This window comes from Pseudomonas silensiensis (assembly GCF_050434865.1).
In the GTDB taxonomy this organism is placed as follows: domain Bacteria; phylum Pseudomonadota; class Gammaproteobacteria; order Pseudomonadales; family Pseudomonadaceae; genus Aquipseudomonas; species Aquipseudomonas fluorescens_W.
This window is the reverse complement of sequence record NZ_JBNDJH010000003.1, coordinates 326413-351358: the sequence shown is the minus strand read 5'-3', so window position 1 is coordinate 351358 and position 24946 is coordinate 326413. Positions and strand designations below refer to the sequence as shown.

Genomic DNA, 24946 nt, shown 5'->3' with positions numbered 1-24946 from the left:
TCCTCAGGCGGCGTTCTTGAGTTTCGGGTCCAGCGCATCGCGCAGGCCGTCGCCCATCAAGTTGATTGCCAGCACGCTGAGCAAAATGGTCAAACCAGGCAGACTTACCACCCACCAGGCGCGTTCGATGTAGTCGCGAGCCGAAGCCAGCATGGTGCCCCACTCAGGGGTTGGCGGTTGTACGCCAAGGCCGAGGAAGCCCAGTGCGGCGGCATCGAGGATCGCCGAGGAGAAGCTCAAAGTAGCCTGAACGATCAGCGGCGCCATGCAGTTAGGCAGCACGGTGACGAACATCAGGCGTGGCAGACCGGCACCGGCCAGGCGCGCGGCGGTCACGTAGTCGCGGTTCAATTCGCCCATCACCGCGGCGCGGGTCAGACGAACATAGGACGGCAACGAAACCACGGCGATGGCAATAATGGTGTTGATCAGGCCAGGGCCGAGGATGGCGACAATCGCCACGGCCAGCAGCAGGGACGGCAGGGCCAGCATGATGTCCATCAGGCGCATGATGGTGGGACCGAGCAAGCGCGGGAAGAACCCGGCGAACAGACCCAACAGGATGCCCGGAATCAGCGACATCACCACCGACGACAAGCCGATCAGCAGGGACAGGCGCGAACCGTGGATCAGTCGCGACAGCAGGTCGCGACCCAGTTCATCGGTGCCGAGCAGGAACTGGAGTTGCCCACCTTCCAGCCAGGACGGCGGGGTCAGCAGGAAGTCGCGGTACTGCTCGCTCGGGTTATGCGGTGCCACCCAAGGGGCGAACAGGGCGCAGAAAATCACCAGCAGCATGAACAACAGGCCGGCGACGGCGCCTTTGTTCTTGGAGAACGCTTGCCAGAACTCTTTGTATGGAGACGGATACAGCAGGCTTTGATCGACTGCTACCGCTGGAATTGAAGTGGTCATGGTCATAATGATCTCAGCGCTGGTGACGAATGCGTGGGTTGGCAAAGCCGTAGAGGATGTCCACCACGAAGTTGACCAGAATCACCAGGCAGGCGATTAACAGGATGCCGTTTTGCACCACGGGATAGTCCCGTGCGCCAATGGCTTCGATCAGCCATTTGCCGATGCCGGGCCAGGAGAAGATGGTTTCGGTCAGGACCGCACCGGCCAGCAATGTGCCGACTTGCAGGCCGACCACGGTCAGTACCGGAATCAGCGCGTTACGCAGGCCGTGAACGAACACTACGCGCGACGGCGACAGGCCTTTGGCGCGGGCGGTACGGATGTAGTCTTCACGCAGCACTTCGAGCATCGAAGAGCGGGTCATCCGCGCGATCACCGCCAGCGGGATGGTGCCGAGCACAATGGCCGGCAGGATCAGGTGATGCAGGGCATCGAAGAACGCACCGACGTCATCGGCCAGCAGCGTGTCGATGAGCATGAAACCGGTCCGCGGCTCGATGTCATAGAGCAAGTCGATCCGCCCGGACACCGGGGTCCAGCCCAGGGACACCGAGAAGAACATGATCAGGATCAGGCCCCACCAGAAGATCGGCATCGAGTATCCCGCCAGGGAGACGCCCATCACCCCATGGTCGAACAGGGATCCTCGCTTGAGTGCCGCGATCACCCCGGCCAGAAGGCCCAGGACGCCGGCGAACAACAGGGCGGCCATGGACAGTTCCAGGGTCGCGGGGAATAGAGAAGTGAATTCGCTCCAGACACTTTCACGGGTACGCAGGGATTCGCCGAGATCGCCGTGGGCCAGTTTGCCAACGTAATCCAGGTATTGGGCATACAGGGGTTTGTTCAGACCTAGGCGTTCCATTGCCTGAGCGTGCATTTCGGGGTCGACTCGACGTTCGCCCATCATCACTTCCACGGGGTCGCCTGGAATCATGCGAATCAACGCGAAAGTCAGCAAGGTGATGCCGAAGAACGTGGGGATCAATAACCCCAATCGGCGGGCAATAAAACTAAACATCTTGTGGTGTACCTCATCAGCCGGTTAGGCGTGCCCGGCATTCCTGGGGCAGGAATGCCGGTAGTTTCTTATCTACTTCACCTGGGTGGTGGCGAAGTTATTAGTGGTGAGCGGGCTAATGTGATAGCCCTCTACGTTGTTGCGCATTGCGGTGAACATACGCGTGTGCGCCATGCTGATCCAAGGTTGGTCCTGGTTAAAGACTTCTTGGGCTTGCTCATAGAGCGCTGCGCGTTCCGCCGGGTTCACTTTAGCCCTGGCTTCATCGATCAGCGCCTGGAACTTCTCGTTGCACCAACGTGCGTAGTTTTCGCCGTTTTTGGCGGCCTCGCAACTGAGCATAGGCGTCAGGAAGTTATCCGGGTCGCCGTTATCGCCCGCCCATCCGGCAGACACCATGTCGTGCTCGCCGTTTTTCGCACGTTTGAGCATTTCGCCCCATTCCATGACGCGAATATCGACCTTGATCCCGACCTGGGCCAGGTCAGCCTGCATCATCTGCGCGCCGAGCATTGGGTTCGGGTTGGTTGGACCGCCGCCGTTACGGGTGAACAGGGTGAATGTGGTGCCATCCGGCACGCCGGCTTCCTTGAGCAGGGCGCGAGCCTTGTCCAGATCACGTGGCGGATTCTTCAGGTCGTGGTTGTAGCCCAGCAGGGTGTCCGGGTACGGATTGACCGCCACGGTCGCATTGCCTTTGCCAAACAGCGCGTTGACGTAGGCGGCCTTGTCGAAGGCGATATCGATGGCTTTACGGACGCGCACATCGCTCATGTATTTGTGCGAGGTGTTCATGGCGATGTACGAAACGGTCATCGCGTTCAGTTCATCGACACTCAGTTTGGCGTCTTTCTTGATGCTCGGGATGTCATCCGGTTTCGGGTACAGCGCAATCTGGCACTCGTTGGCTTTCAGTTTTTGCAGACGCACGTTGTTGTCGGTGGCGATGGCCAGGATCAGCGAATCAGCCGGTGGCTTGCCACGGAAGTAATCCGGGTTGGCCTTGAAGCGGACTTGAGCGTCCTTGTTGTAACGCTGGAATACGAACGGGCCGGTGCCGACAGGCTTGTTGTTCAGGTCGCCGGTCTTGTTGGCCTTGAGCAACTGGTCGGCATACTCGGCGGAGTAGATCGAGGAGAAGGCCATGGCGATGTCGGCCAGGAACGGCGCTTCGCGGCGGGTCAGGGTGAAGGTGACCGTGTTGTCGTCGATCTTCTCGACACTTTTGAGCAGCTCCTTGAAGCCCATGCTTTCAAAGTACGGGAAGCCCACGCTCGACAGCTTGTGCCACGGGTGATTCGGGTCCAGCTGACGCTGGAAGCTCCAGACCACGTCGTCGGCGTTCATGTCGCGGGTCGGCTTGAAGTATTCGGTGGTGTGGAACTTGACGCCTTTGCGCAGGTGGAACGTGTAGGTCAGACCGTCCTCGCTGATGTCCCAGGAATCGGCCAGTGCCGGAATCACTTCAGTGGTGCCGGGCTTGAAGTCCGCCAGACGATTGAAGATGGTTTCGGCCACCGCATCGGCTGTGACTGCAGTCGTGTACTGGACCATATCGAAGCCTTCCGGACTGGCTTCGGTGCAGACCACCAGGGGTTTGGCCGAGACGCCAACAGCGACACTCAGCAACGCGGCCGCGATGGCCGCACGTAGGGGAAGCATTTTCATCAAAGAACCCTCTGCAATCGGTTGAACTGAAGAAAACCAAACGGCCGACTCGTCATGAGTCAGCCGCAGGCGTGCGTTTTTACAGAATGTTGAACGGAATGGTGGTCACGAGACGGAACTCGTTGATGCTGCCGTCAGCCTGGTTCTCGCTGGCGCGGTGAGCGGTGTAGGTCGCGCGAACAGTGGTGGCCTTGAGTGGGCCGCTCTGCACGGCGTACGAAGTACCGATGCCGTATTCGTAATGGTGTTCGCCGTCCTGATTCTGGATACCGTCGTAACCCTTGCCTGCTACGCCTTCGTTGCCGGTGTAGTGGGTACCGTCGATGCCCCAGCCGCGAGCCTGGTAGATGTTGAATTTCAGGCCCGGCACGCCGTATTCGGCCATGTTCAGACCGTAGGCAATCTGGAAGGATTTCTCGTTCGGGCCGTTGAAGTCCGACAGCAGGGAGTTGGCCAGGTAGATGCCGTTGGTCTCGTGCAGGTAGTCGAAGTATTCGTTACCGTTCACTTCCTGGTACGAGAAGGTCAGGCTATGAGCCTGGTGAGTCAGGCCGAACGACAGGGAGTAGGTATCGTTGTCAATCTCGCCCAGTTTGGCCGAACCCGAATCAACGGTTTTGTAGTAGTTCAGGCCGGTGGTCAGGCTCACGACCTGGCTGTCACCCAACACGTGGCTGGCGCCAAAGTAGTATTGGTTCCACAGGTCTTCAGCCTGGGTGCCCCACAGACTGGTGGTCAGGCTGGCGAATGGTGTGTAGGTGATACCGGCGGTGTTGACGTGATCGGTTTCAGCATCCGAGTTGCCATATTCCGAGCGGAACTTGCTCAAGCTTTCTTCGGTACGCGGCGAAACGCGGTCAAAGGTCCCTGCATCGAAGGACAGGTTGTTCAACTCTTCGCTGTGGATCGCGACACCTTCGAAGCTCGAAGGCAGTGGACGGTTGCCGATCACATCGACTTGCGGGCTGCTGAAGTTCATGCGGCCAGCGGTCAGGGTGGTGTTGGAGACACGGGCCTTGACGTTGGCCAGGCCGATTTTGCTCCATTGACCTTGAGCGTCGCCGCCTTCTTTGGTCAGGGTACGGTTGTTGCCTGCGCCAGGACGAGTGCCCGGTGCGCCACCGTTGTTGGATGCCAGGTTCTCGCGATCACGTTCCAGAGCAATGGCGTTGTAGGCCGCTACTTCTGTGCTGAAACCCACGGTGCCTTCGGTGAAGCCCGAGTTGTACTTGACGATGGTGCCCTGGAGCCAGTTGATACGACGATCAGTCGGGGTCGCTACACCGTCTTTACGGTAAGTGAACTTTCCACCACGTTTCAGTTGTTCGTTGGCGTACCAGTTACGCGTGCTGCCGGTGACCGTACTGCCTTCGATAAAGCCCGTTGCATCGGCTTGAGCACTTTTGGTGTTAACCGTAACCGGGGTGAATTCCTGGCTTTGGGTTTCTGCGTACGCCGAGGCGGTTACGCTGCTGATGGCCAGGGCCAATAACGCGGTGCTGCTCAGTTTCATGGGGTGAAGCTCCTTTCTTTCTTTTATTAATGCCGGTCTTTTTTGGTGATCCGGCTATTTGGTTTTGAACTCATACAAGGCATCGCAAACGTTTGCTGTAGGCCGGATTGACGAATTACGGCAATACGCTTGCGTGAGGGCGAAATCCGCCCCCAGCGTTTTTGGCTAATCGGTTATTTTTCTATGCTGACGCCCGAGAACACGTTACGACCGAAAGGACTCACCTTGAATCCTTCGATTTTGGCGCTCAACGGCTGGTTAACCGTCGAGTGGGCGACTGGCGTAATCGGTACCTGCTGCTTGAGGTACTGCTGCGCCTGTTTGTAAAGCACGGTGCGCTGGTCGCGGTCGGTGACGACCTTGGCCTGCTTGATCAGCTTGTCGTAAGCCGGATCACACCACATGGAGTAGTTGTTGCCGCCAATGGCGTCGCAGCTGTAAAGCGTGCCGAGCCAGTTGTCCGGGTCCCCATTGTCACCGGTCCAGCCAATCAGGCTGACGTCGTGTTCGCCATTCTTGGTGCGCTTGATGTACTCGCCCCATTCGTAGCTGACGATCTTCACTTTGAGGCCGATTTTTGCCCAGTCGGCCTGGAGCATTTCGGCCATCAATTTGGCGTTGGGGTTGTACGGGCGCTGGACCGGCATGGCCCAGAGGGTAATTTCGGTGCCTTCCTTCACGCCGGCAGCCTTGAGCAATTCCTTGGCTTTTTCCGGGTTGTAGGCGGCGTCTTTAATGGTCTCGTCGTAGGACCATTGGGTCGGCGGCATGGCGTTGACCGCCAGTTGACCGGCGCCTTGATAGACGGCGTTGAGAATGCCTTGCTTGTTCACCGCCATGTCCAGCGCCTGGCGCACTTCGAGCTGGTCGAAAGGCTTGTGGCGCACGTTGTAGGCGATGTAACCGAGGTTGAAACCAGGCTTCTCGATGAGCTTGAGCGTCGGGTCGTTCTTCAGTGCGGTCACGTCGGCAGGGCGCGGGTGCAGGGTGATCTGGCACTCGTTGGCCTTGAGCTTCTGCACCCGCACCGAAGCGTCGGTGTTGATGGCGAAAATCAGGTTCTCGAGCTTGACCCGGCTCGGGTCCCAGTACTGCTTGTTGCCGGTGTAGCGGATGTTGGAATCTTTCTGGTAGCTCTTGAACACGAACGGCCCGGTGCCGATCGGCTTCTGGTTGATGTCGCTCGGCTTGCCTTCGGCCAGTAGTTTGTCGGCGTATTCGGCGGACAGGATGGCGGCGAAGCTCATGGCGATGTTCTGGATGAACGCGGCGTCCACGCTGTTGAGCGTCATGACCACGGTCAGCGGCCCGGTCTTCTCGACCTTGGCGATGTTCTTGTTCAGGCTCATCCCGTTGAAATACGGGAACTCGGTCGGATAAGCCTTACGGAAAGGTTGCTGTGGATCGAGCATGCGATTGAACGTGAACAGCACGTCATCGGCGTTGAAATCACGGGTCGGCGTGAAGTATTTGGTCGTGTGAAATTTCACCCCTTCGCGCAGGTGAAAAGTGTACTTGAGACCGTCCTCGGAAATATCCCAGCTTTTGGCCAGGCCAGGTACGACGTTGGTGGCGCCTTTTTCGAACTCTGCCAGTCGGTTGTACAACGGCTCGGCGGCGTCATTGTCGGTCGCGGTCGTGTACTGCGCGGTGTCGAAGCCAGCAGGGCTGCCTTCGGAGCAGAACACCAGGCTGTTATTGGCGGCCTGGCTGATAGAAGTGGCGGCCAACAGGCCGGTGCCCAGCAATGCGGATAAAACCAAGGTATGGCGCATGACGCTCCCTTTTCTCTTTCTCTAAGTGTTTTCAATGAACCGCCGTCTCGTCCGGGGACGTGGAGGCATCACTGATCTCAAGCCATGACAGGCAGCAATAACCGAGAGCCCACGCATGAACGGGTCAGGTCCCGACGGTATGAGCCGCGGGCCTGGCAGTAAATGCGTAGAGTCCTAAAGACTCGTAGGAAATGGCAACGCGTCCGACGCCGCTGTTGTAATACCCAGCGGAATTGGATGTAGGTGGTTTCCTACTTTCTCGGCAGATAGAACAACGGCGACGTCAAAAACGTCGCCGTTGCAAAACCTTATTTGCTGACGCTGACGCCGTAGAAGGAGTTCAAGCCAAACGGGCTGATCTTGAAGTCCTGCACGTTGTCGCGCATGGGTTGGAACACCGTCGAGTGAGCGATAGGTGTCATTGGAACGGCATCTTTGAGGACGTGTTGCGCCTGTTTGTACAGTTCGGTGCGCTTGGACTGATCGGTCGTGCGCTTGGCTTCTTTCACGATGCCGTCAAACTTCTTGTCGCACCACTTGGAGAAGTTGTTGCCTTGCAGCGAGTCGCAGCCGAACAGCACGTTCAGCCAGTTGTCCGGGTCACCGTTGTCGCCGCTCCAGCCAATCAGCATCGCGCCGTTTTCGCCGCCTTTGGAGCGCTTGATGTACTCGCCCCACTCGTAGGTCACGATCTTGGCTTTGATACCAACCTTGGCCCAGTCGGACTGCAGCATTTCAGCCATCAGCTTGGCGTTCGGGTTGTAAGGACGCTGCACCGGCATCGCCCACAGGTTGATCTCGGTGCCTTCCTTGATGCCGGCTTCCTTGAGCAGCTCTTTGGCTTTCTCAGGGTTGTACGGCGCATCCTTGATGGTGGTGTCGTAGGACCACTGGGTTGGCGGCATGGCGTTGACGGCCAGCTGACCTGCGCCCTGGTAAACGGAGTCAATGATCTGCTGCTTGTTGACGGCCATGTCCAGCGCTTGACGCACTTTCAGTTGGGCCATCGGGTTCGGCTGATCGCTGCCCTTGATCTTGTCCATCACGTTGTAGGCGATGTAACCCAGGTTGAAACCAGCCTGGTTAGGCACTTTCAGAGTCTTGTCTTCTTGCAGCGCCTTCAGGTCGGCCGGACGTGGGAACAGAGTGATCTGGCACTCGTTCTTCTTCAGCTTCTGGATACGCACCGACGGGTCGGTGGTGATGGCGAAGATCAGGTTGTCGATCTTGACGTCGTCAGGCTTCCAGTAGTCCTTGTTCCCGGTGTAGCGGATGTTGGAGTCTTTCTGGTAGCTCTTGAACACGAACGGACCAGTGCCGACCGGCTTCTGGTTGATGTCGGCGGCTTTGCCTTCTTTCAGCAGCTGGGCGGCGTACTCGGCGGACTGGATGGAAGCGAAACTCATGGCCATGTTCTGGATGAACGCGGCGTCGACTTCTTTCAGGGTGAACTTGACAGTTTTGTCGTCGACTTTATCGACCTTGGTGATGTTGGTGTCCATCCCCATGTCGGTGAAGTACGGGAATTCGGTCGGGTACGCCTTACGGAACGGATCATCCTTGTTAATCATGCGATTAAAGGTGAACAGCACGTCGTCGGCGTTGAACTCACGAGTCGGCTTGAAGTACGGGGTGGTGTGGAACTTGACGCCTTCACGCAGGTGGAAGGTGTAAGTCAGGCCATCATCGGAGATGTCCCATTTGGTCGCCAGACCAGGAATGACAGCGGTGCCGCCACGTTCGAACTGGGTCAAACGGTTGAACATGGTTTCTGCAGAGGCGTCGAAGTCGGTTCCGGTGGTGTACTGACCAGGATCAAAACCGGCCGGGCTCCCTTCGGAGCAAAACACCAGGTTAGTCGCTGCTTGGGCGAATGGTGCGCTAGCTAACAAGCTGGCGCCGACTAAAAACGGAATGACCGCGTGTTTAAGCATGGTGGCCTCATGATTTGTTGTCATTTTTGGAATTAGAGGACGACCTCGTGAGTCGTGCCTGCGGATACTTATGCAGGGGCCATACCCATTGCAAGATCCAGAGCGGCCACATGTCTTAAACAGTGGCACGAACGTACCTTAATGTCGCATATGTATAAATTCAGGCGCATTTGACCGTTTGCGCAGGTTTTTTCCAGTGCAAATCGCGCACCGACAGAGGGCGTCCGGGGCGCCTGGCGCACCCGGTTGGAGCGCGGTGTTACTTATTTATACCCACACCATAGAAGGGTGTGAGGCCAAACGGGCTGATCTTGAAGTCGGTCACTTCCTTGCGCAGCGGCTGGAACACCGTCGAGTTCGCAATCGGTGTGATAGGTACTTGTTGCTTAAGGATTTGTTGTGCCTGTTGGTACAAATTGACCCGTTGCTGTTTGTCAGTGGACACTTTGGCTTGCTGAATCAATTTGTCGTACGCCGGGTCGCACCACTTGGCGTAGTTGCTACCTTTCACCGCAGCGCAGCTGTAGAGCACGCCGAGCCAGTTATCCGGGTCACCGTTGTCGCCCGTCCAGCCGTAAATCATCGTGTCGTGTTCGCCGTTCTTGGCGCGCTTGATGTACTCGCCCCATTCATAGCTGACGATGTTGGCCTTGATCCCGATTTTCTCCCAATCCTGCTGGATCATCTGTGCCGACATCCGGGCGTTGGGGTTCGATGCGCGCTGCACGGTCATCGCCCACAAATCAATAGTGGTACCGGGTGCAACCCCTGCTTCTTTCAGTAGTGCCTTCGCTTTCGTCGGGTCGTGAGGCGCGTCCTTGATGCTCGGGTCATACGACCATTGGGCAGGAGGCAGGGCGTTCTGCGCCAGTTGGCCGGCACTTTGGTAAACGGCTTTGATGATCGCGGGTTTGTCGATGGCCATGTCCAGGGCCTGGCGTACCTTGAGCTGGTCCAGAGGTGGATGCGTCACGTTGTAGGCCAGGAAACCGAGGTTGAAACCGGCTTGTTTGAGCACGGTGAGATTCGGGTCTTTCTCCATGACTTCGATGTCTGCCGGGCGTGGGTAACCGCTGACCTGGCATTCGCCGGCCTTGAGTTTCTGCAAGCGTACGGCGGCGTCGGGGGTGATCGAGAACACCAGGTTGTCGATTTTCACGTCCTCGGGTTTCCAGTACGACTTGTTGGCGGCGTAGCGGATCTGCGAGTCCTTTTGATAGCGCTTGAACACGAACGGGCCGGTGCCGACAGGTTTCTGGTTGATATCCGCCGCTTTGCCTTCTTTTAACAACTGCGCTCCGTACTCGGCGGATTGCACTGAGGCGAAGCTCATGGCGAGGTTCTGGATGAAGGCCGCGTCGATGTTGTTCAGGTTGAAACGCACGGTGTGGTCGTCGATTTTGTCGACGCTCTTGATCGTTTTGTTCAGGTCCATGTCGGTGAAGTATGGCGACTCGGCGGGGTAGGCTTTTCGGAACGCATTTTCCGGATCGAGCAGGCGCTGGAAGGTGAACAGTACGTCGTCGGCGTTGAAGTCGCGGGTCGGGGTGAAGTAGTCGGTGGTGTGGAATTTCACGCCGTCGCGCAGGTGGAAGGTGTAGCTGAGGCCGTCCGTGGACACCTCCCATTTTGTTGCCAGACCGGGTTCGACTTCGGTGCCACCGCGTTTGAATTGGGTGAGGCGATTGAAGAGGGTTTCGGCCGAGGCGTCGAAGTCGGTGCCGCTGGTGTACTGGCTGGGGTCGAAGCCGGCGGGGCTGGCTTCGGAGCAGTAGACCAGGGTGGTGGCGGCTTGGGCGAGTGGGGCGGTCATTGCGAGGGCGAGAGCGAGCAGCAGTGGTTTGACGGTGGTTCTTTCCATGGAGTCCCCGAGGGTTTGGGTAGCGGTGTTTTTCTGAGAGTAGCGGTGTTGGCGGGTGTCGCGGAAATATCGTTTTTGGAGGGGGACCCCTCTATCTCGGCATATTCAAGCGGGTTGTCGGCTTGGCCGCCTTATAGCTGAGCAATATCTTGCTGCTGTGCTCGATTGATCGTTCCCACGCTCCGCGTGGGAATGCCGACTGGGACGCTCCGCGTTCCGCTTTTAAGCCTTCGGCAACTCCTAGGGGAATTGCGTGGATTTTGCTCTGGCATAAAAAAACGGCGATCACTTCCGTGATCGCCGTTTCTGTGAACGGGTTATCGAATCAAGGCATCAACACTTCAATCGACCCATCTGCGGTCATGCTGACCTGGCTGGTGCCAGCCTCAACTTCCGGCGTCACCGGCGCAGCGTCCATGCTTGCCGCTTTCATCATCATCGGCGCGCGCATGTACGGTTGTGGGTAACCGTTGCTGTTCAAGTTCAGGTTAACGATTTTGTACCCCTTGCCGCCCAATGCGTCGGTAGCCAATTGCGCACGGGCTTTAAATGCGCTGACAGCGTCTTTGAGCAGCGCATCTTCGCTGGCCTTGCGGGTTGGCGTCGCAATGGCGAAGTCCATGCCGCCCATTTTCAGGTCGGTGAGCAGTTCGCCGGTCAACTTCGACAGCGCGGCGAAGTCGGAGCTTTCCAGGCGCAGTTCGGCGCGTTCGCGCCAGCCGGTGATTTTCTGGCCCTTGGTGTCGTAGATCGGGTAGCTGTTGCGGCTGCCCTGGCGCAGGGTGACTTCCTTGACCTGTTTGGCCTGGGCCAGCGCTTTGTTCATGGTGGTGCTGACGTCGGCGGCGAGTTTGGCCGGGTCGGTGTTTTGTTCTTCGGTGTAGAGGGTCACGATCATCAGGTCGCGGGCGACTTCTTGACTGACTTCGGCGCGCAGGGCGATCTGGTTGTAATGAAGTTCGTCGGCAGCCAGGGCCGGGAGGCTGGCGACGGTGCCAGCGCTGAGGGCGAGAAGGGCGACGCTGCGGCGCAATGTGTGCATGAAAAGCTCCTTGGGCGGTGCGCAGGGGTATGGGGCCGAGCCTGCGTGAAACCATCAGACTCTAGCTTTTATGATCCGGTTCGCACAGTTACAACTTCTATACAGATCGACGCGATCTCTTGTAGCAGCTGCCGAAGGCTGCGTTCGAGCGCGAAGCGGTCGCAATTGGGCTGGCGCGTTTTGCATGAAGGAATAAGGTCTCAGGTTTTACGACCGCTTCGCGGCCGAACGCAGCCTTCGGCAGCTGCTACAAGGCTTTGTGTTGGCTGAAGGCCTGTGGCGGTTTGCCGCACTTTTGCCTGTCAGCCCCCGTGCTTGGTTATACTCCGTGCGATCCGCCTGGAGCGCTCATCAGGAGAGCTCATGCTCGCCCCCGTTCAAATCACTTCCGCAACTCGCCAGAATCTCTGGCGGCTGACGTTCATCCGCACATTGGTGTTGGCCGCTCAGGCCGGTTCCGTGGGCCTGGCCTACTGGCTCGACTTGCTGCCGCTGCCTTGGTTCCAACTGGCCGCGACCCTCGGTTGCTCGATGCTGCTGTGCGCGTTCACGGCGATTCGCTTGCGCACCTCATGGCCGGTTACTGAACTCGAATACGCCGTGCAACTGGCCTGCGACCTGTTTATCCACAGTGCCTTGCTGTATTTCTCCGGTGGCTCGACCAACCCTTTCGTCTCTTATTACCTGGTACCGCTGACCATCGCCGCCGTAACCTTGCCGTGGCGTTATTCGGTGATTCTGTCCGGCATTGCGCTGACGATGTACACCCTGCTGCTGGCGCGCTTCTATCCGCTGCAAACCTTCCCGATCGCTCGGGAAAACCTGCAGGTTTACGGGATGTGGCTGAGTTTCGCCCTGGCCGCGGCGGTCATCACCTTCTTCGCCGCACGCATGGCCGAAGAGCTGCGCCGTCAGGAAGAACTGCGCGCCATCCGTCGCGAAGAGGGGCTGCGTGATCAGCAACTGCTGGCCGTCGCCACCCAGGCCGCCGGTGCGGCCCATGAACTGGGCACGCCGCTGGCGACCATGAGCGTGTTGCTCAAGGAAATGCGTCAGGACCATCACGACCCGATGTTGCAGGACGACCTGAGCGTGCTGCAGGATCAGGTCAAACTCTGCAAGGAAACCTTGCAGCAACTGGTGCGCGCCGCCGAGGCCAACCGCCGCTTGGCAGTGGAGATGCAGGACGTCACTGATTGGCTCGACGAAGCGCTGAACCGCTGGCACCTGATGCGCCCGGAAGCCAGTTACCGCTTCCAGCGCCTGGGCCAAGGCGCCGTGCCGCGCATGGCGCCGCCGCCGGACCTGACCCAGGCGCTGCTGAATTTGCTCAACAACGCCGCCGACGCTTGCCCCGAAGGGCTGCAAGTGACGCTGGACTGGAATGCCGAAGACCTGACCATCAGCATCCGCGACCACGGCGCCGGGGTGCCGCTGGCCATCGCCGAGCAGATCGGCAAACCGTTTTTTACCACCAAGGGCAAAGGTTTCGGCCTGGGCCTGTTTTTGAGCAAGGCCAGCGTGACACGCGCCGGCGGCTCAGTGAAACTCTACAGTCATGAGGAAGGCGGCACGCTCACCGAGCTGCGCCTGCCCCGTGTCGCCCGAGGAGACGAACATGAGTGACGAGATCCAAGTCGAAGGCGAAGGCGAAGAACTGCCGCATTTGCTGCTGGTAGATGACGACGCAACTTTTACCCGGGTGATGGCCCGTGCCATGGCCCGCCGCGGTTTTCGCGTCAGCACCGCCGGTTCCGCCGAAGAAGGCCTGACCATCGCTCAGGCCGACCTGCCGGACTACGCCGCGCTGGACCTGAAAATGGACGGCGATTCCGGCCTGGTGCTGTTGCCCAAGCTGCTTGAGCTGGACCCGGAAATGCGCGTGGTGATCCTCACCGGTTACTCGAGCATCGCCACCGCCGTCGAGGCGATCAAGCGCGGCGCCTGCAATTACCTGTGCAAACCGGCGGACGCCGATGACGTGTTGGCCGCGCTGCTCTCCGAGCACGCCGACCTCGACACGCTGGTGCCGGAAAACCCGATGTCGGTGGATCGCCTGCAGTGGGAACACATCCAGCGCGTGCTGACCGAGCACGAAGGCAACATCTCCGCCACTGCCCGCGCCCTGGGCATGCACCGCCGCACGCTGCAGCGCAAACTGCAGAAGCGTCCCGTTCGTCGCTGAACGGGCGCTGAACGATTATCGCCAGCCCTCGCGAGGAACCGAACCGATCATCTATGATCGGTTCGTGTGTGTTCTTTTCTTTATCGAGCCTTATCCATGAATCAGAACGCTGAATATTCCGCGGTCAATGATGCTGTGCGCGGGCAGTTTTTTCGCAAAGTCTGGGCGATGACCACGCCTTACTGGCGCAGCGAAGAGAAGGGCAAGGCCTGGACGTTGCTGATCGCCGTGATCGCGCTGTCGCTGTTCAGCGTAGCGATTTCGGTGTGGGTCAACAGTTGGTACAAGGACTTCTACAACGCCCTGCAGAAAAAGGACGAAGCGGCCTTCTGGCAGTTGATCCTGTATTTCTGCGGCATTGCGGCGGTGGCCATTCTCGGCGCGGTGTATCGGCTCTACCTGACGCAGATGCTGACCATCCGCTGGCGGGCCTGGCTCACCGAGAAGCACTTTGCCCGTTGGCTCGACAACAAGAATTACTACCAGCTGGAGCAGGGCGGTTACACCGATAACCCGGACCAGCGGATTTCCGAAGACCTCAATAAATTCACTACCAACACGCTGGGCCTGGGGCTCGGGTTGATTCGCAACATCGTCAGCCTCGTCTCGTTCTCGATCATTCTGTGGGGCGTGTCCGGCAGTATCGAAGTATTTGGTTTCACCATTCCCGGCTACATGTTCTGGTGCGCGCTGGTTTACGCGGCGGTTGCCAGTTGGCTGACGCATTTGATTGGTCGCCGCCTGATCGGCCTCAACAACAACCAGCAACGCTTCGAGGCCGACCTGCGTTTCTCCATGGTGCGGGTTCGCGAGAATGCCGAAAGCATTGCGCTGTACAACGGCGAGCCGAATGAGAACCGCCGCTTGAGCAGCCGGTTCGGGATGGTCTGGCACAACTTCTGGGACATCATGAAAGTGTCCAAGCGCCTGACCTTTTTTACTTCCGGTTATGAGCAGATCGCCGTCATCTTCCCGTTCATGGTCGCCTCGCCGCGTTACTTCGCTGGCAAGATCGAGCTGGGTGAGCTGATGCAAATCAACTCGGCGTTCGCTAACGTCCAGGACAATTTCAGTTGGTTCATCACCGCGTACCAGGACCTCGCCGAATGGCGCGCCACCTGTGATCGTCTGCTGAGTTTCCGTCAGGCCATGACCGACAACGAAGAGCGTGCGCCGGCGATTGATGTGCAAAACCAAGGCTCCGCGTTGAAGGTGCATAACCTTGGCCTTGATCTGGCCGACGGTCGTCACCTGCTGAGCAACGCCGACATGACCGTGGAGGAGGGTGAGCGCGTCATGCTCAGCGGTCGCTCCGGCAGTGGTAAATCCACGTTGTTCAGAGCAATGGGTCATCTGTGGCCGGCGGGCCACGGCAGTATTCGACTGCCGACGGGGCGTTATCTGTTCCTGCCGCAAAAACCTTATTTGCCAATTGGCACGCTGCGCGAGGCGCTGAGTTATCCACAGGCTGGCGATACGTATTCGCACGAGCGCTACGTTCACGTGCTGGAAGCCTGTCGTTTACCGCATCTGGTGTCGCGTCTTGATGAAGCCAATCACTGGCAGCGCATGTTGTCGCCGGGTGAGCAACAGCGTCTGGCCTTTGCCCGTGCGCTGCTGTATGGACCGCAATGGCTGTACATGGACGAGGCGACCTCGGCGATGGACGAAGAGGACGAGGCGTCGCTGTATCAGACTTTGATCGATGAGATTCCGGGGTTGAGCATTGTCAGCGTCGGGCATCGCAGCAGCCTGAAGCGCTTCCATCCACGGCATGTTCGTATCGAGAATGGCCATCTGGTGGACCAGACCGTGACTGCGTAAACCCCTCCGCCCTACCTGTGGGGTGGATTTTGTGGTGAGGGGATTTATCCCCTCGCCACAGGTCGCGCCTACCGGGGCGGGGTGATCGTACAACCGCGTTGAGCTATGATGCGGTTTCAGCCGCAACTTTCGAGAAAGACGTTCACCATGGAAAACCCGATCGACGCACCACGCCTCCCTCGCAAGCGCCGCAGCCTCGCTCAGGAACTGGTGACGGTGCTGTCCGAGCAGATCCGCGACGGTCACCTCAAGCGTGGCGACAAGTTGCCCACCGAGTCGGCGATCATGGATGCCCATGGCGTCAGCCGCACCGTGGTGCGCGAAGCGATTTCCCGTTTGCAGGCCGCAGGCCAGGTTGAAACCCGCCACGGCATCGGTACTTTTGTACTCGACACCCCAAGCCCAAGCGGTTTCCGAATCGACCCGGCGACGGTGGTCACGCTGCGGGATGTACTGGCGATTCTGGAACTGCGCATCAGCCTCGAAGTGGAATCCGCCGGCCTCGCCGCGCAGCGCCGCAGCCCTGAGCAACTGGCGTTGATGCGTGCTGCGCTGGATGCATTGAATGAAAGTGTTTCCCATGCCAGCGATGCCGTAGCGTCCGACTTCCAGTTCCACCTGCAAATCGCCCTGGCGACCGGCAACCGCTATTTCACCGACATCATGACCCACCTGGGTACCAGCATCATTCCGCGTACGCGCCTCAACTCCGCGCGCCTGGCCCATGACGACCAACAGCACTACATGAATCGCCTGAGCCGTGAGCACGAAGAGATTTACGACGCGATTGCTCGTCAGGATTCGGATGCGGCGCGGGCGGCGATGCGCTTGCATCTGACGAACAGCCGCGAGCGGCTGCGTCATGCGCATGAAGAGGCTGAGGCGCAGCGGGGTTAAGGCTTAGGTTTATAAAGCTCGGTTTCAAGTGTGACGCGTTCGATCGGTTGATCGATTTCGAAAGGGATGGTCAGCGTTCTTTTGGTGACGATGTACTGATCATCGAGACCTTCGAATTGCAATACGTCCGTCGCATAAATAATGCCGTCGAACATGAAGTTCTGACGTTTGCCGATGGGATGCTTCAACGTATAGGTAATGTTCACGCTCTACTCCTGCTTACTTAATGAGGTCGCTCAAACTAGGAGCAACCCCTCAGTCAACGATACTGTAAGAATTACTAGTTACGACGAACGGTCTGAAGCAAAAGAACAGCCATTCAATCGCACATTTGATCAGCGAGTGATTCAGTTTTAGCCCAACTCCTGGCACCGGGCTTGGCACCAAACACGGGTCAGTCGATGCGGTTGCACCTGACCAATAGCCGCGAGCGGCTGCGCCATGCTCATGAAGAAGCGGAGGCGCAGCGCTCATTGCTGTTTAGCGTTCGAGGCGAACCTTTAGCACCGGGGATTGAACCGGGTTACTGGATGCGCTGGTCACCGTGTAATGCAGCTCGGCAGTGGCACCTGGGACCAGGCCTTTTTCAAAGGCCTCTTTCTTAATCAAGAATTTGATAGGTTTCCCGACCTCCCCGGCTGTCAGCGTGTGCTGTTCCTGCCAGTTATTACCCGTAGAAGTGCTTACCGTAAGTTTGACTACATCTCCTGCCTTAGCATTTGGGTATGGTTCAACCTTGCCAGGTGTCGGGTCTGGCAAGTTGTGAACGTAAAGAATGTTGCCGACGGCGTCTGGAAGCACCGGTGCAGGCAAGGTTTTCAGTTGTGCAGTCATGATCAAAATCCTTTTAGCAATCAATCAAACCGTTTGAAAGACGCGAACTGAAACGCTTCGCTGACGGAGCCGGTTCGTTAACTCCGGAACCATTTAGGCCGCAGCGACAGTTGTTCGGCTACTGTCAGAAATTACAGTGCCGACGAATGGTAGGTGAAGTGGGCTGACGAATTAGATCGTTCCCACGCAAAGCATGGGAACGATCAGGTGCGGGGAATCAGCCGGTCCTGAGAATCGAACGATCCACCCTCACGGCCCACTCAGAAGCCCCGGCCTTGGCATCGAACGCCACATGCCCATGCTCATCAACCACCGCCCGAGCAATTGGCACTCCCTTGACCAACAACTCCAACGGCGCACCCTTCAGCGATTGGCCCGAAGCCAATTCCAGTTTCAATTTGATAGTCATCATCGATCTCCTTATCAGGCAACGTTGCCAGTGGGTTTGTAATCCTTGAGCAGCAAATAAGTGCTCCAGCCCCACCAGTCATCCACGGTGGCGGTGTCGTTCAGGTTGTTGACGTCCTTGCGTCGCAACACCTTGTTGCCCTCGACCTTGAACAACGGCGAGAAATTACCCGTCGGGTTCAGGACCGCTTGAAGATCAGGCAGTTTTTTTAACGCAGCAAAGCTGCCGGCCGACGGTGCGATCCCGCTGAGATAAGCCGCAAACACTTCATCCGCCGACACCTGAACCGCCTGATTCACCTGGGCGCGATTGGCGCTGTCGATGGCGTCGAAGTAGCGCTTGTCCCCATACGCATGCCATTGATCGCCGTTGCTATTGCGCACATTGAGGCCGAATTTGCTGTCTTCGTCGTGCATGAAACGCGTGATCAACGAACCCAGATCGCTGGGTGTAACCACCGCGGCCAATTGTTTGCGCGGCACTCGCAGGTGGCCGGCGGAAAACAGGTCGGTCAGGTAGTGATCGGCAAAAGCGTTCATCGCATAGGCCTGCTCCAACTGCTTTTCATCGCCGCTGGCGTGGGCCTGCACCGCTTGTTGCACCGCCGCGGTGTGACCGGCGATATATGCCAGCAGTGCCCATTCGGCGAAGTGATCGGCATTGTTGGCGGCCAGTTTCAGGTAGCGCCCCAATGGAAACAGCGCCGAGACGACACTGCCGCCGCCGGTGATTTTGTTCCACTCTTCCGACAACGTATCACCGAGGGCGTCATACGCTTCGTGAGGTTGTTTACCGTCCTTGATCGCCTGCTTGATCGCGGCGATTTCCTTTTGCATGACGCCGAGGATCAGCTTGGCCTCAGCGTTAGAAGCAGGCAGCACGGCTAGCGAGTTGAAGGCATTGGTAAAACGCTGGATTCGGTCGGCGGCCGTCGCGCCTTCGCTGATCGGTTGATCGGGAATTCCATAGAAATCACCCCCCAGCGCAACGACCTGGCCATAGGTCAGCGCCAGCCCATTGGGTAGATGCAACTCCACCTGCGAAGCCGGGATAGCAGGTGCGTCTTTGACGAAACGCAGCAGGGTGCTGTCGCCGATGGCGGTGTGTTCGCCACCCTCGAACCTCAGCTGTGGCTTGCTTTTCAGGGCTTTACCGGAGGCTGTGGGTAGCGACGCGGGAAGAGCAGACGCAGCGTTGTGATGATCAGCAATCTGCAAGACCACGTGCTGGCTTTCCCCGATGAGAGGGATGCCATGTTCGGTAAAAAGATCATCCAGTTCGGCGATGACCTGTTTCGGTTTTTCCTTCGGTTGTGCGTGTAGACCTGACATTTCTATCTCCTTGATATGTCGTCGGTACGATCAAAAAATAACTGTATGTATATACAGCTGTCTGGATCATAGATGAGAAATTTCCTACGTCAAGAAAATACCTTTCCGACTCAAATTCTGCGGTTGGCGATGAAATGCAGTTGACGGTTATTTTTTAAGTTGTACGATGACCTACAACTTCGGCGCAGGCTGAACGGTTTACTCACACACACATACGTTGCTACCAGGGTGTTCGAATAATGAATCCACAAGAACTGAAGTCCATCCTCTCCTCCGGTCTGCTGTCTTTCCCGGTTACCGATTTCAATGCTCAGGGCGACTTCCATCGCGCGGGCTATATCAAACGTCTCGAATGGCTGGCCCCATACGGCGCCACGGCGTTGTTCGCCGCGGGCGGCACCGGTGAGTTCTTCTCTCTGGCGGCCAGCGAATATTCGGAAATCATCAAGACCGCCGTCGACACCTGCGAAACCAGCGTGCCGATTCTGGCCGGCGTTGGCGGCTCGACGCGTCAAGCCATCGAATACGCACAGGAAGCCGAGCGTCTGGGCGCCAAAGGCCTGTTGCTGCTGCCGCACTACCTGACCGAAGCCAGCCAGGACGGCGTTGCCGCCCACGTTGAGGCTGTGTGCAAATCGGTAAAAATCGGCGTGGTGGTTTACAACCGCAACGTCTGCCGCCTGACCGCGCCGCTGCTGGAACGTCTGGCCGAGCGCTGCCCGAACCTGATCGGCTACAAGGATGGCCTGGGCGATATCGAGTTGATGGTGTCGATTCGTCGCCGCCTCGGTGATCGCTTCAGCTACCTGGGCGGTTTGCCGACCGCCGAAGTGTACGCCGCTGCCTATAAGGCGCTGGGCGTACCGGTCTACTCCTCGGCGGTGTTCAACTTCATCCCGAAAACGGCGATGGATTTCTACCACGCCATTGCCCGCGAAGATCACGCCACCGTCGGCAAGATCATCGACGACTTCTTCCTGCCGTACCTGGACATCCGTAACCGCAAAGCCGGTTACGCCGTGAGCATCGTCAAGGCCGGGGCAAAAATTGCCGGCTATGACGCAGGTCCTGTGCGTGCACCGCTGACCGATCTGACCGGCGAAGAGTACGAAATGCTCGCCGCGCTGATCGACAAGCAAGGTGCGCAGTAACAACCCGATTAAACAAGGCCGCTGAGTATTCAGCGGCCTTTTGCGTGAGGAGATTTGTTGTGGCTGATACAAAGCGTTTTGATAATTACATCAACGGTGAATGGGTTTCGGGTAGCGATTACTCCACCAACATCAACCCGTCCGAACTGACCGACACCATTGGCGAGTACGCCAAGGCTGATCTGGCTCAGGTTCACGCGGCCATCGACGCCGCTCGCGCCGCGTTCCCGGCCTGGTCGACGTCGGGCATCCAGGCTCGCCACGATTCGCTGGATAAAGTCGGCACTGAAATCCTTGCTCGCCGCGAAGAACTCGGCACCTTGCTGGCTCGGGAAGAGGGCAAGACCCTGCCTGAAGCCATCGGCGAAGTGACCCGCGCCGGTAACATCTTCAAGTTCTTCGCCGGTGAATGCCTGCGTCTGTCCGGCGATTACCTGCCGTCGGTACGTCCGGGTGTGAACGTCGAAGTGACTCGCGAAGCGCTGGGTGTGGTCGGTCTGATCACGCCATGGAACTTCCCAATCGCGATCCCGGCGTGGAAAATTGCCCCGGCCCTGGCCTACGGCAACTGCGTCGTGCTGAAGCCGGCTGATCTGGTGCCGGGTTGCGCCTGGGCGCTGGCCGAAATCATCTCCCGCGCCGGCTTCCCCGCCGGCGTGTTCAACCTGGTGATGGGCAGCGGTCGAGTGGTTGGCGATGCGCTGGTTCAGAGCCCGAAAGTCGACGGCATCAGCTTCACCGGTTCGGTGGGCGTCGGTCGTCAGATCGCGGTCAGCTGCGTTTCGCGCCAGGCCAAGGTTCAGCTGGAAATGGGTGGCAAGAACCCGCAGATCATTCTCGACGACGCCGACCTCAAGCAAGCGGTCGAGCTGTCGGTACAGAGTGCGTTCTACTCGACTGGCCAGCGTTGCACCGCCTCGAGCCGCTTCATCGTCACCGCCGGGATTCACGACAAGTTCGTCGAAGCCGTGGCTGAGCGCATGAAGTCGATCAAGGTCGGTCACGCGTTGAAAGCCGGCACCGACATCGGTCCGGTCGTCTCGCAAGCGCAGCTTGAACAGGACATGAAGTACATCGACATCGGCCAGTCCGAAGGTGCACGTCTGGTCAGTGGCGGCGGTCTGGTGACCTGCGATACCGAAGGCTATTACCTCGCGCCAACCCTGTTTGCCGACAGCGAAGCCGCGATGCGCATCAGCCGTGAAGAGATCTTCGGCCCGGTGGCCAACGTGGTTCGCGTAGCGGATTACGAGGCCGCGCTGGCCATGGCCAACGACACCGAATTCGGTCTGTCGGCGGGCATTGCCACCACGTCGTTGAAGTACGCCAACCACTTCAAGCGCCACTCCCAGGCCGGGATGGTGATGGTCAACTTGCCGACGGCAGGCGTGGATTACCACGTTCCATTCGGTGGGCGTAAAGGTTCATCCTATGGGTCCCGCGAGCAAGGTCGCTACGCGCAAGAGTTCTACACGGTCGTGAAGACCAGCTACATCGGCTCCTGACAGGAAACATCGCGGTATCGGCATCGATACCGCAACAGCTCCACCCGCGCATAAAAATAATCAGTGGGAGTACATCTACATGCAAGCGACCAAGCCGACCCACGTCCGCTATTTGATTTTGCTCATGCTTTTTCTGGTGACCACGATCAACTATGCCGACCGGGCTACCATCGCCATCGCGGGCTCCAGCCTGCAAAAAGACCTCGGCATCGACGCGGTCACCCTCGGTTATATCTTCTCTGCATTCGGTTGGGCCTACGTGGCCGGGCAAATTCCCGGTGGCTGGCTGCTGGACCGTTTCGGCTCGAAAAAAATCTACGCGCTCAGCATCTTCACCTGGTCGCTGTTCACCGTGTTGCAGGGTTATGTCGGTGAGTTCGGCATGTCCACGGCGGTGGTTGCGCTGTTCATGCTGCGCTTCCTGGTGGGCCTGGCCGAAGCGCCATCCTTCCCCGGTAACGCGCGCATCGTTGCAGCCTGGTTCCCGACCGCTGAGCGCGGTACGGCGTCGGCGATTTTCAACTCGGCGCAATATTTCGCTACCGTGTTGTTTGCGCCGCTGATGGGTTGGATCGTTTACAGCTTCGGCTGGCAGCACGTGTTCATCGTCATGGGCGTGATCGGCATCATCTTCTCGGGGATCTGGCTGAAGGTTATCCACAGCCCGCGTCAGCATCCGATGATCAATGACGCCGAGTTCAAACACATCGCTGATAACGGCGGCATGGTCGACATGGACCAGGACAAAGGCAAAGGCAAAAAGGCCGACGGTCCGAAGTGGGACTACATCCGCCAGTTGCTGACCAACCGCATGATGCTCGGCGTGTACCTGGGCCAATACTGCATCAACGGCATCACCTACTTTTTCCTGACCTGGTTCCCGGTGTACCTGGTGCAAGAACGCGGCATGACCATCCTCAAGGCCGGTTTCATTGCCTCGTTGCCGGCGATCTGCGGCTTTATTGGTGGTGTGCTCGGCGGCGTGATTTCCGACTACCTGCTGCGCAAGGGCCATTCCCTGACCTTCGCCCGCAAGGCGCCGATCATTGCTGGCTTGCTGGTCTCCAGCAGCATCGTGGCCTGCAACTACGTTGACGTTGAATGGATGGTCGTCGGCTTCATGGCCCTGGCATTCTTCGGTAAAGGCGTGGGTGCGCTGGGTTGGGCCGTGGTGTCTGACACCTCGCCAAAACAGATCGCCGGTCTCAGCGGTGGCTTGTTCAACACCTTCGGCAACATCGCTTCGATCACCACCCCGATTGTCATCGGCTACATCATCAGCTCCACCGGTTCGTTCAAATGGGCGCTGGTGTTTGTCGGTTGCAACGCACTGGTCGCAGTGTTCAGTTACCTGGTGATCGTTGGTCCGATCAAACGTGTGGTACTCAAGGAACCGCCAGTCAGCGGTCCTGAAACCAACAACAAATTATCTGAAGCGCATTCCTGAGGAGCGGCGTCATGCAGTTGATTGAACATTCCGACTCGCCGCGCTACATCCGCCTGCACGAGCGGGACAACGTAGTGATCGTGGTCAATGACCAAGGCGTGCCGGCCGGTACCGAATTTCCGGACGGCCTGGTCACCGTGGATTTCGTACCACAGAGCCACAAGGTCACCCTGGAAGACATTCCCGAGGGCGGCCAGGTGATTCGTTACGGCCAGACCATCGGCTACGCGTTGCAGCCGATTCCGCGCGGCAGCTGGGTCAAGGAAGATCAACTGCGCATGCCCACCGCGCCACCGCTGGACAGCTTGCCGCTGTCCACCGAAGTGCCGGCGGCGCAGGCACCGCTGGAGGGCTTCACGTTCGAGGGTTATCGCAACGCCGACGGCACCGTCGGTACGCGCAATATTCTGGGGATCACCACGACGGTTCAGTGCGTCACCGGCGTGCTGGACCATGCGGTCAAGCGCATCAAGGACGAGTTGCTGCCCAAGTACCCGCACGTTGACGACGTGGTGGCGCTGACCCACAGCTACGGCTGTGGCGTGGCGATTACCGCGACTGACGCGTACATCCCGATTCGTACCGTGCGCAACCTGGCGCGCAACCCGAACCTGGGTGGCGAGGCGTTGGTGATCAGCCTGGGCTGCGAGAAATTGCAGGCCGGACAGGTGATGCACGAGAACGACAGCTCGGTGGATCTGAGCGATCCGTGGTTGTACCGCTTGCAGGATTCCAGTCACGGTTTCACCGAGATGATCGAGCAGATCATGGCGTTGGCCGAGACCCGTTTGAAGAAGCTCGATCAACGTCGCCGGGAAACGGTGCCGGCGTCCGAGCTGATTCTTGGCATGCAGTGCGGCGGCAGCGATGCGTTTTCCGGGATCACCGCCAACCCGGCGTTGGGCTATGCCTCGGACCTGTTGTTGCGCGCGGGTGCGACGGTGATGTTTTCCGAAGTCACCGAAGTGCGCGATGCGATTTACCTGCTGACTTCACGTGCGGAAACAGAAGAGGTCGCTCAGGAACTGGTGCGCGAGATGGACTGGTACGACCGTTACCTGGCCAAGGGTGAAGCGGATCGCAGCGCCAACACTACGCCGGGGAACAAGAAGGGCGGGTTGTCGAACATTGTCGAGAAGTCGCTTGGCTCGATCGTCAAATCCGGCAGCAGCGCGATCAACGGGGTACTTGGCCCTGGCGAGCGCTTCAAGCGTAAAGGGCTGATCTTCTGTGCGACCCCGGCCAGTGACTTTGTCTGCGGGACGTTGCAATTGGCGGCGGGGATGAACCTGCACGTGTTCACCACCGGGCGTGGTACGCCGTATGGTTTGGCGATGGCGCCCGTGGTGAAGGTGTCGACCCGGACCGAGCTGGCGCAGCGCTGGCCGGATTTGATCGACATCGATGCCGGGCGGATTGCGACCGGACGGGCGTCGATTGAGGACCTTGGCTGGGAGTTGTTCCACTACTACCTGGATGTGGCCAGCGGGAAAAAGCAGACGTGGGCGGAGAAGCACAAGCTGCATAACGACATCACCTTGTTCAACCCTGCGCCGATTACTTGAGATAGGTTTTGGATTCAAAGTCCACCCCTCACCCCAACCCTCTCCCCAGAGGGGAGAGGGGGAAAG

20 protein-coding genes and 1 pseudogene are annotated in these 24946 nt (G+C 58.5%); 9 read left to right on the top strand and 12 right to left on the bottom strand.

From position 1 onward, the window contains the following. Positions 1 to 3: 3 nt before the first annotated feature. The 8 genes from QF010_RS06250 to QF010_RS06215 all read right to left on the bottom strand — a co-directional run bounded on the left by QF010_RS06250 (position 4) and on the right by QF010_RS06215 (position 11732). Complete coding sequence (locus QF010_RS06250; protein ID WP_033058231.1) at positions 4 to 915, bottom strand: ABC transporter permease subunit; 912 nt, start codon at positions 913 to 915, stop codon at positions 4 to 6. A gap of 13 nt (positions 916 to 928) precedes the next feature. Further along, positions 929 to 1939, bottom strand: coding sequence for an ABC transporter permease subunit (locus QF010_RS06245; protein WP_033058067.1), 1011 nt, complete (start codon positions 1937 to 1939; stop codon positions 929 to 931). Positions 1940 to 2011: 72 nt separating this feature from the next. After that, a complete protein-coding gene (locus QF010_RS06240; RefSeq protein WP_033058065.1) occupies positions 2012 to 3607 on the bottom strand; it encodes an ABC transporter substrate-binding protein in 1596 nt (531 codons plus the stop codon). A 79-nt stretch (positions 3608 to 3686) separates the two neighbouring features. Continuing rightward, a complete protein-coding gene (locus QF010_RS06235) occupies positions 3687 to 5120 on the bottom strand; it encodes an OprD family porin (protein WP_033058063.1) in 1434 nt (477 codons plus the stop codon). 173 nt (positions 5121 to 5293) lie between these two features. Beyond that, positions 5294 to 6895, bottom strand: a complete 1602-nt coding sequence (locus QF010_RS06230) for an ABC transporter substrate-binding protein (RefSeq protein WP_429532610.1) — start codon at positions 6893 to 6895, stop codon at positions 5294 to 5296. A gap of 308 nt (positions 6896 to 7203) precedes the next feature. Further along, complete coding sequence (locus tag QF010_RS06225; RefSeq protein WP_033058060.1) at positions 7204 to 8829, bottom strand: ABC transporter substrate-binding protein; 1626 nt, start codon at positions 8827 to 8829, stop codon at positions 7204 to 7206. A 259-nt stretch (positions 8830 to 9088) separates the two neighbouring features. After that, positions 9089 to 10690, bottom strand: coding sequence for an ABC transporter substrate-binding protein (locus QF010_RS06220; protein ID WP_033058059.1), 1602 nt, complete (start codon positions 10688 to 10690; stop codon positions 9089 to 9091). A gap of 325 nt (positions 10691 to 11015) precedes the next feature. Next, positions 11016 to 11732, bottom strand: coding sequence for an SIMPL domain-containing protein (locus QF010_RS06215; RefSeq protein ID WP_429532609.1), 717 nt, complete (start codon positions 11730 to 11732; stop codon positions 11016 to 11018). 363 nt (positions 11733 to 12095) lie between these two features. Here QF010_RS06215 and QF010_RS06210 point away from each other — a divergent pair, with 363 nt between their 5' ends. The 4 genes from QF010_RS06210 to QF010_RS06195 all read left to right on the top strand — a co-directional run bounded on the left by QF010_RS06210 (position 12096) and on the right by QF010_RS06195 (position 16638). Next, positions 12096 to 13358, top strand: coding sequence for an ATP-binding protein (locus QF010_RS06210; RefSeq protein ID WP_008148927.1), 1263 nt, complete (start codon positions 12096 to 12098; stop codon positions 13356 to 13358). After that, on the top strand, positions 13351 to 13917 hold the full coding sequence (locus tag QF010_RS06205) for a response regulator transcription factor (protein WP_008148925.1): 567 nt from the start codon (positions 13351 to 13353) through the stop codon (positions 13915 to 13917). Before QF010_RS06210 ends, QF010_RS06205 begins: the two co-directional genes overlap by 8 nt. Before the next feature lie 96 nt (positions 13918 to 14013). Continuing rightward, positions 14014 to 15741: an ABC transporter ATP-binding protein/permease gene (locus QF010_RS06200; RefSeq protein WP_033058054.1), complete on the top strand. Its 1728-nt coding sequence runs from the start codon at positions 14014 to 14016 to the stop codon at positions 15739 to 15741. A gap of 147 nt (positions 15742 to 15888) precedes the next feature. After that, complete coding sequence (locus QF010_RS06195) at positions 15889 to 16638, top strand: FadR/GntR family transcriptional regulator (protein ID WP_046045828.1); 750 nt, start codon at positions 15889 to 15891, stop codon at positions 16636 to 16638. Here the strand turns inward: QF010_RS06195 and QF010_RS06190 are convergent. Then, positions 16635 to 16844: a hypothetical protein gene (locus tag QF010_RS06190; RefSeq protein WP_429511097.1), complete on the bottom strand. Its 210-nt coding sequence runs from the start codon at positions 16842 to 16844 to the stop codon at positions 16635 to 16637. The two genes, QF010_RS06195 and QF010_RS06190, sit on opposite strands and share 4 nt — an antisense overlap. A gap of 192 nt (positions 16845 to 17036) precedes the next feature. Here QF010_RS06190 and QF010_RS06185 point away from each other — a divergent pair. Continuing rightward, positions 17037 to 17111: pseudogene (locus QF010_RS06185) on the top strand (GntR family transcriptional regulator); the annotation flags it as partial. 7 nt (positions 17112 to 17118) lie between these two features. On the opposite strand, the gene QF010_RS06180 reads toward QF010_RS06185, so the two are convergent. The 3 genes from QF010_RS06180 to QF010_RS06170 form a co-directional block, all read right to left on the bottom strand. Continuing rightward, positions 17119 to 17472 (bottom strand): hypothetical protein, encoded by a 354-nt coding sequence (locus QF010_RS06180; protein ID WP_429513198.1) that lies wholly within the window; start codon positions 17470 to 17472, stop codon positions 17119 to 17121. A 217-nt stretch (positions 17473 to 17689) separates the two neighbouring features. Next, complete coding sequence (locus QF010_RS06175) at positions 17690 to 17881, bottom strand: hypothetical protein (RefSeq protein WP_033058050.1); 192 nt, start codon at positions 17879 to 17881, stop codon at positions 17690 to 17692. A gap of 14 nt (positions 17882 to 17895) precedes the next feature. Further along, positions 17896 to 19212 carry a phospholipase gene (locus QF010_RS06170; protein ID WP_429532608.1) on the bottom strand — a complete coding sequence of 439 codons (1317 nt, stop codon included), beginning with the start codon at positions 19210 to 19212 and terminating at the stop codon, positions 17896 to 17898. Positions 19213 to 19451: 239 nt separating this feature from the next. On the opposite strand from QF010_RS06170, the gene kdgD reads away from it, so the two are divergent. The 4 genes from kdgD to garD all read left to right on the top strand — a co-directional run bounded on the left by kdgD (position 19452) and on the right by garD (position 24880). Beyond that, positions 19452 to 20363 carry a 5-dehydro-4-deoxyglucarate dehydratase gene (kdgD, locus tag QF010_RS06165; RefSeq protein WP_109627960.1) on the top strand — a complete coding sequence of 304 codons (912 nt, stop codon included), beginning with the start codon at positions 19452 to 19454 and terminating at the stop codon, positions 20361 to 20363. 59 nt (positions 20364 to 20422) lie between these two features. Then, positions 20423 to 21868, top strand: a complete 1446-nt coding sequence (locus QF010_RS06160; protein ID WP_033058044.1) for an aldehyde dehydrogenase family protein — start codon at positions 20423 to 20425, stop codon at positions 21866 to 21868. 79 nt (positions 21869 to 21947) lie between these two features. Further along, entirely contained in the window at positions 21948 to 23315 is a 1368-nt protein-coding gene (locus QF010_RS06155) for an MFS transporter (protein ID WP_429532607.1), read from the top strand. An 11-nt stretch (positions 23316 to 23326) separates the two neighbouring features. Further along, positions 23327 to 24880: a galactarate dehydratase gene (gene garD / locus QF010_RS06150; RefSeq protein ID WP_046052868.1), complete on the top strand. Its 1554-nt coding sequence runs from the start codon at positions 23327 to 23329 to the stop codon at positions 24878 to 24880. Positions 24881 to 24946 lie beyond the last annotated feature (66 nt).

Bases quoted from the DNA above. Each gene is read 5' to 3' on its own strand.
- QF010_RS06250 (WP_033058231.1), bottom strand. From the start codon at position 915: ATGACCACTTCAATTCCAGCGGTAGCAGTCGATCAAAGCCTGCTGTAT.
- QF010_RS06245 (WP_033058067.1), bottom strand. From the start codon at position 1,939: ATGTTTAGTTTTATTGCCCGCCGATTGGGGTTATTGATCCCCACGTTC.
- QF010_RS06240 (WP_033058065.1), bottom strand. From the start codon at position 3,607: ATGAAAATGCTTCCCCTACGTGCGGCCATCGCGGCCGCGTTGCTGAGT.
- QF010_RS06235 (WP_033058063.1), bottom strand. From the start codon at position 5,120: ATGAAACTGAGCAGCACCGCGTTATTGGCCCTGGCCATCAGCAGCGTA.
- QF010_RS06230 (WP_429532610.1), bottom strand. From the start codon at position 6,895: ATGCGCCATACCTTGGTTTTATCCGCATTGCTGGGCACCGGCCTGTTG.
- QF010_RS06225 (WP_033058060.1), bottom strand. From the start codon at position 8,829: ATGCTTAAACACGCGGTCATTCCGTTTTTAGTCGGCGCCAGCTTGTTA.
- QF010_RS06220 (WP_033058059.1), bottom strand. From the start codon at position 10,690: ATGGAAAGAACCACCGTCAAACCACTGCTGCTCGCTCTCGCCCTCGCA.
- QF010_RS06215 (WP_429532609.1), bottom strand. From the start codon at position 11,732: ATGCACACATTGCGCCGCAGCGTCGCCCTTCTCGCCCTCAGCGCTGGC.
- QF010_RS06210 (WP_008148927.1), top strand. From the start codon at position 12,096: ATGCTCGCCCCCGTTCAAATCACTTCCGCAACTCGCCAGAATCTCTGG.
- QF010_RS06205 (WP_008148925.1), top strand. From the start codon at position 13,351: ATGAGTGACGAGATCCAAGTCGAAGGCGAAGGCGAAGAACTGCCGCAT.
- QF010_RS06200 (WP_033058054.1), top strand. From the start codon at position 14,014: ATGAATCAGAACGCTGAATATTCCGCGGTCAATGATGCTGTGCGCGGG.
- QF010_RS06195 (WP_046045828.1), top strand. From the start codon at position 15,889: ATGGAAAACCCGATCGACGCACCACGCCTCCCTCGCAAGCGCCGCAGC.
- QF010_RS06180 (WP_429513198.1), bottom strand. From the start codon at position 17,472: ATGACTGCACAACTGAAAACCTTGCCTGCACCGGTGCTTCCAGACGCC.
- QF010_RS06175 (WP_033058050.1), bottom strand. From the start codon at position 17,881: ATGACTATCAAATTGAAACTGGAATTGGCTTCGGGCCAATCGCTGAAG.
- QF010_RS06170 (WP_429532608.1), bottom strand. From the start codon at position 19,212: ATGTCAGGTCTACACGCACAACCGAAGGAAAAACCGAAACAGGTCATC.
- kdgD (WP_109627960.1), top strand. From the start codon at position 19,452: ATGAATCCACAAGAACTGAAGTCCATCCTCTCCTCCGGTCTGCTGTCT.
- QF010_RS06155 (WP_429532607.1), top strand. From the start codon at position 21,948: ATGCAAGCGACCAAGCCGACCCACGTCCGCTATTTGATTTTGCTCATG.
- garD (WP_046052868.1), top strand. From the start codon at position 23,327: ATGCAGTTGATTGAACATTCCGACTCGCCGCGCTACATCCGCCTGCAC.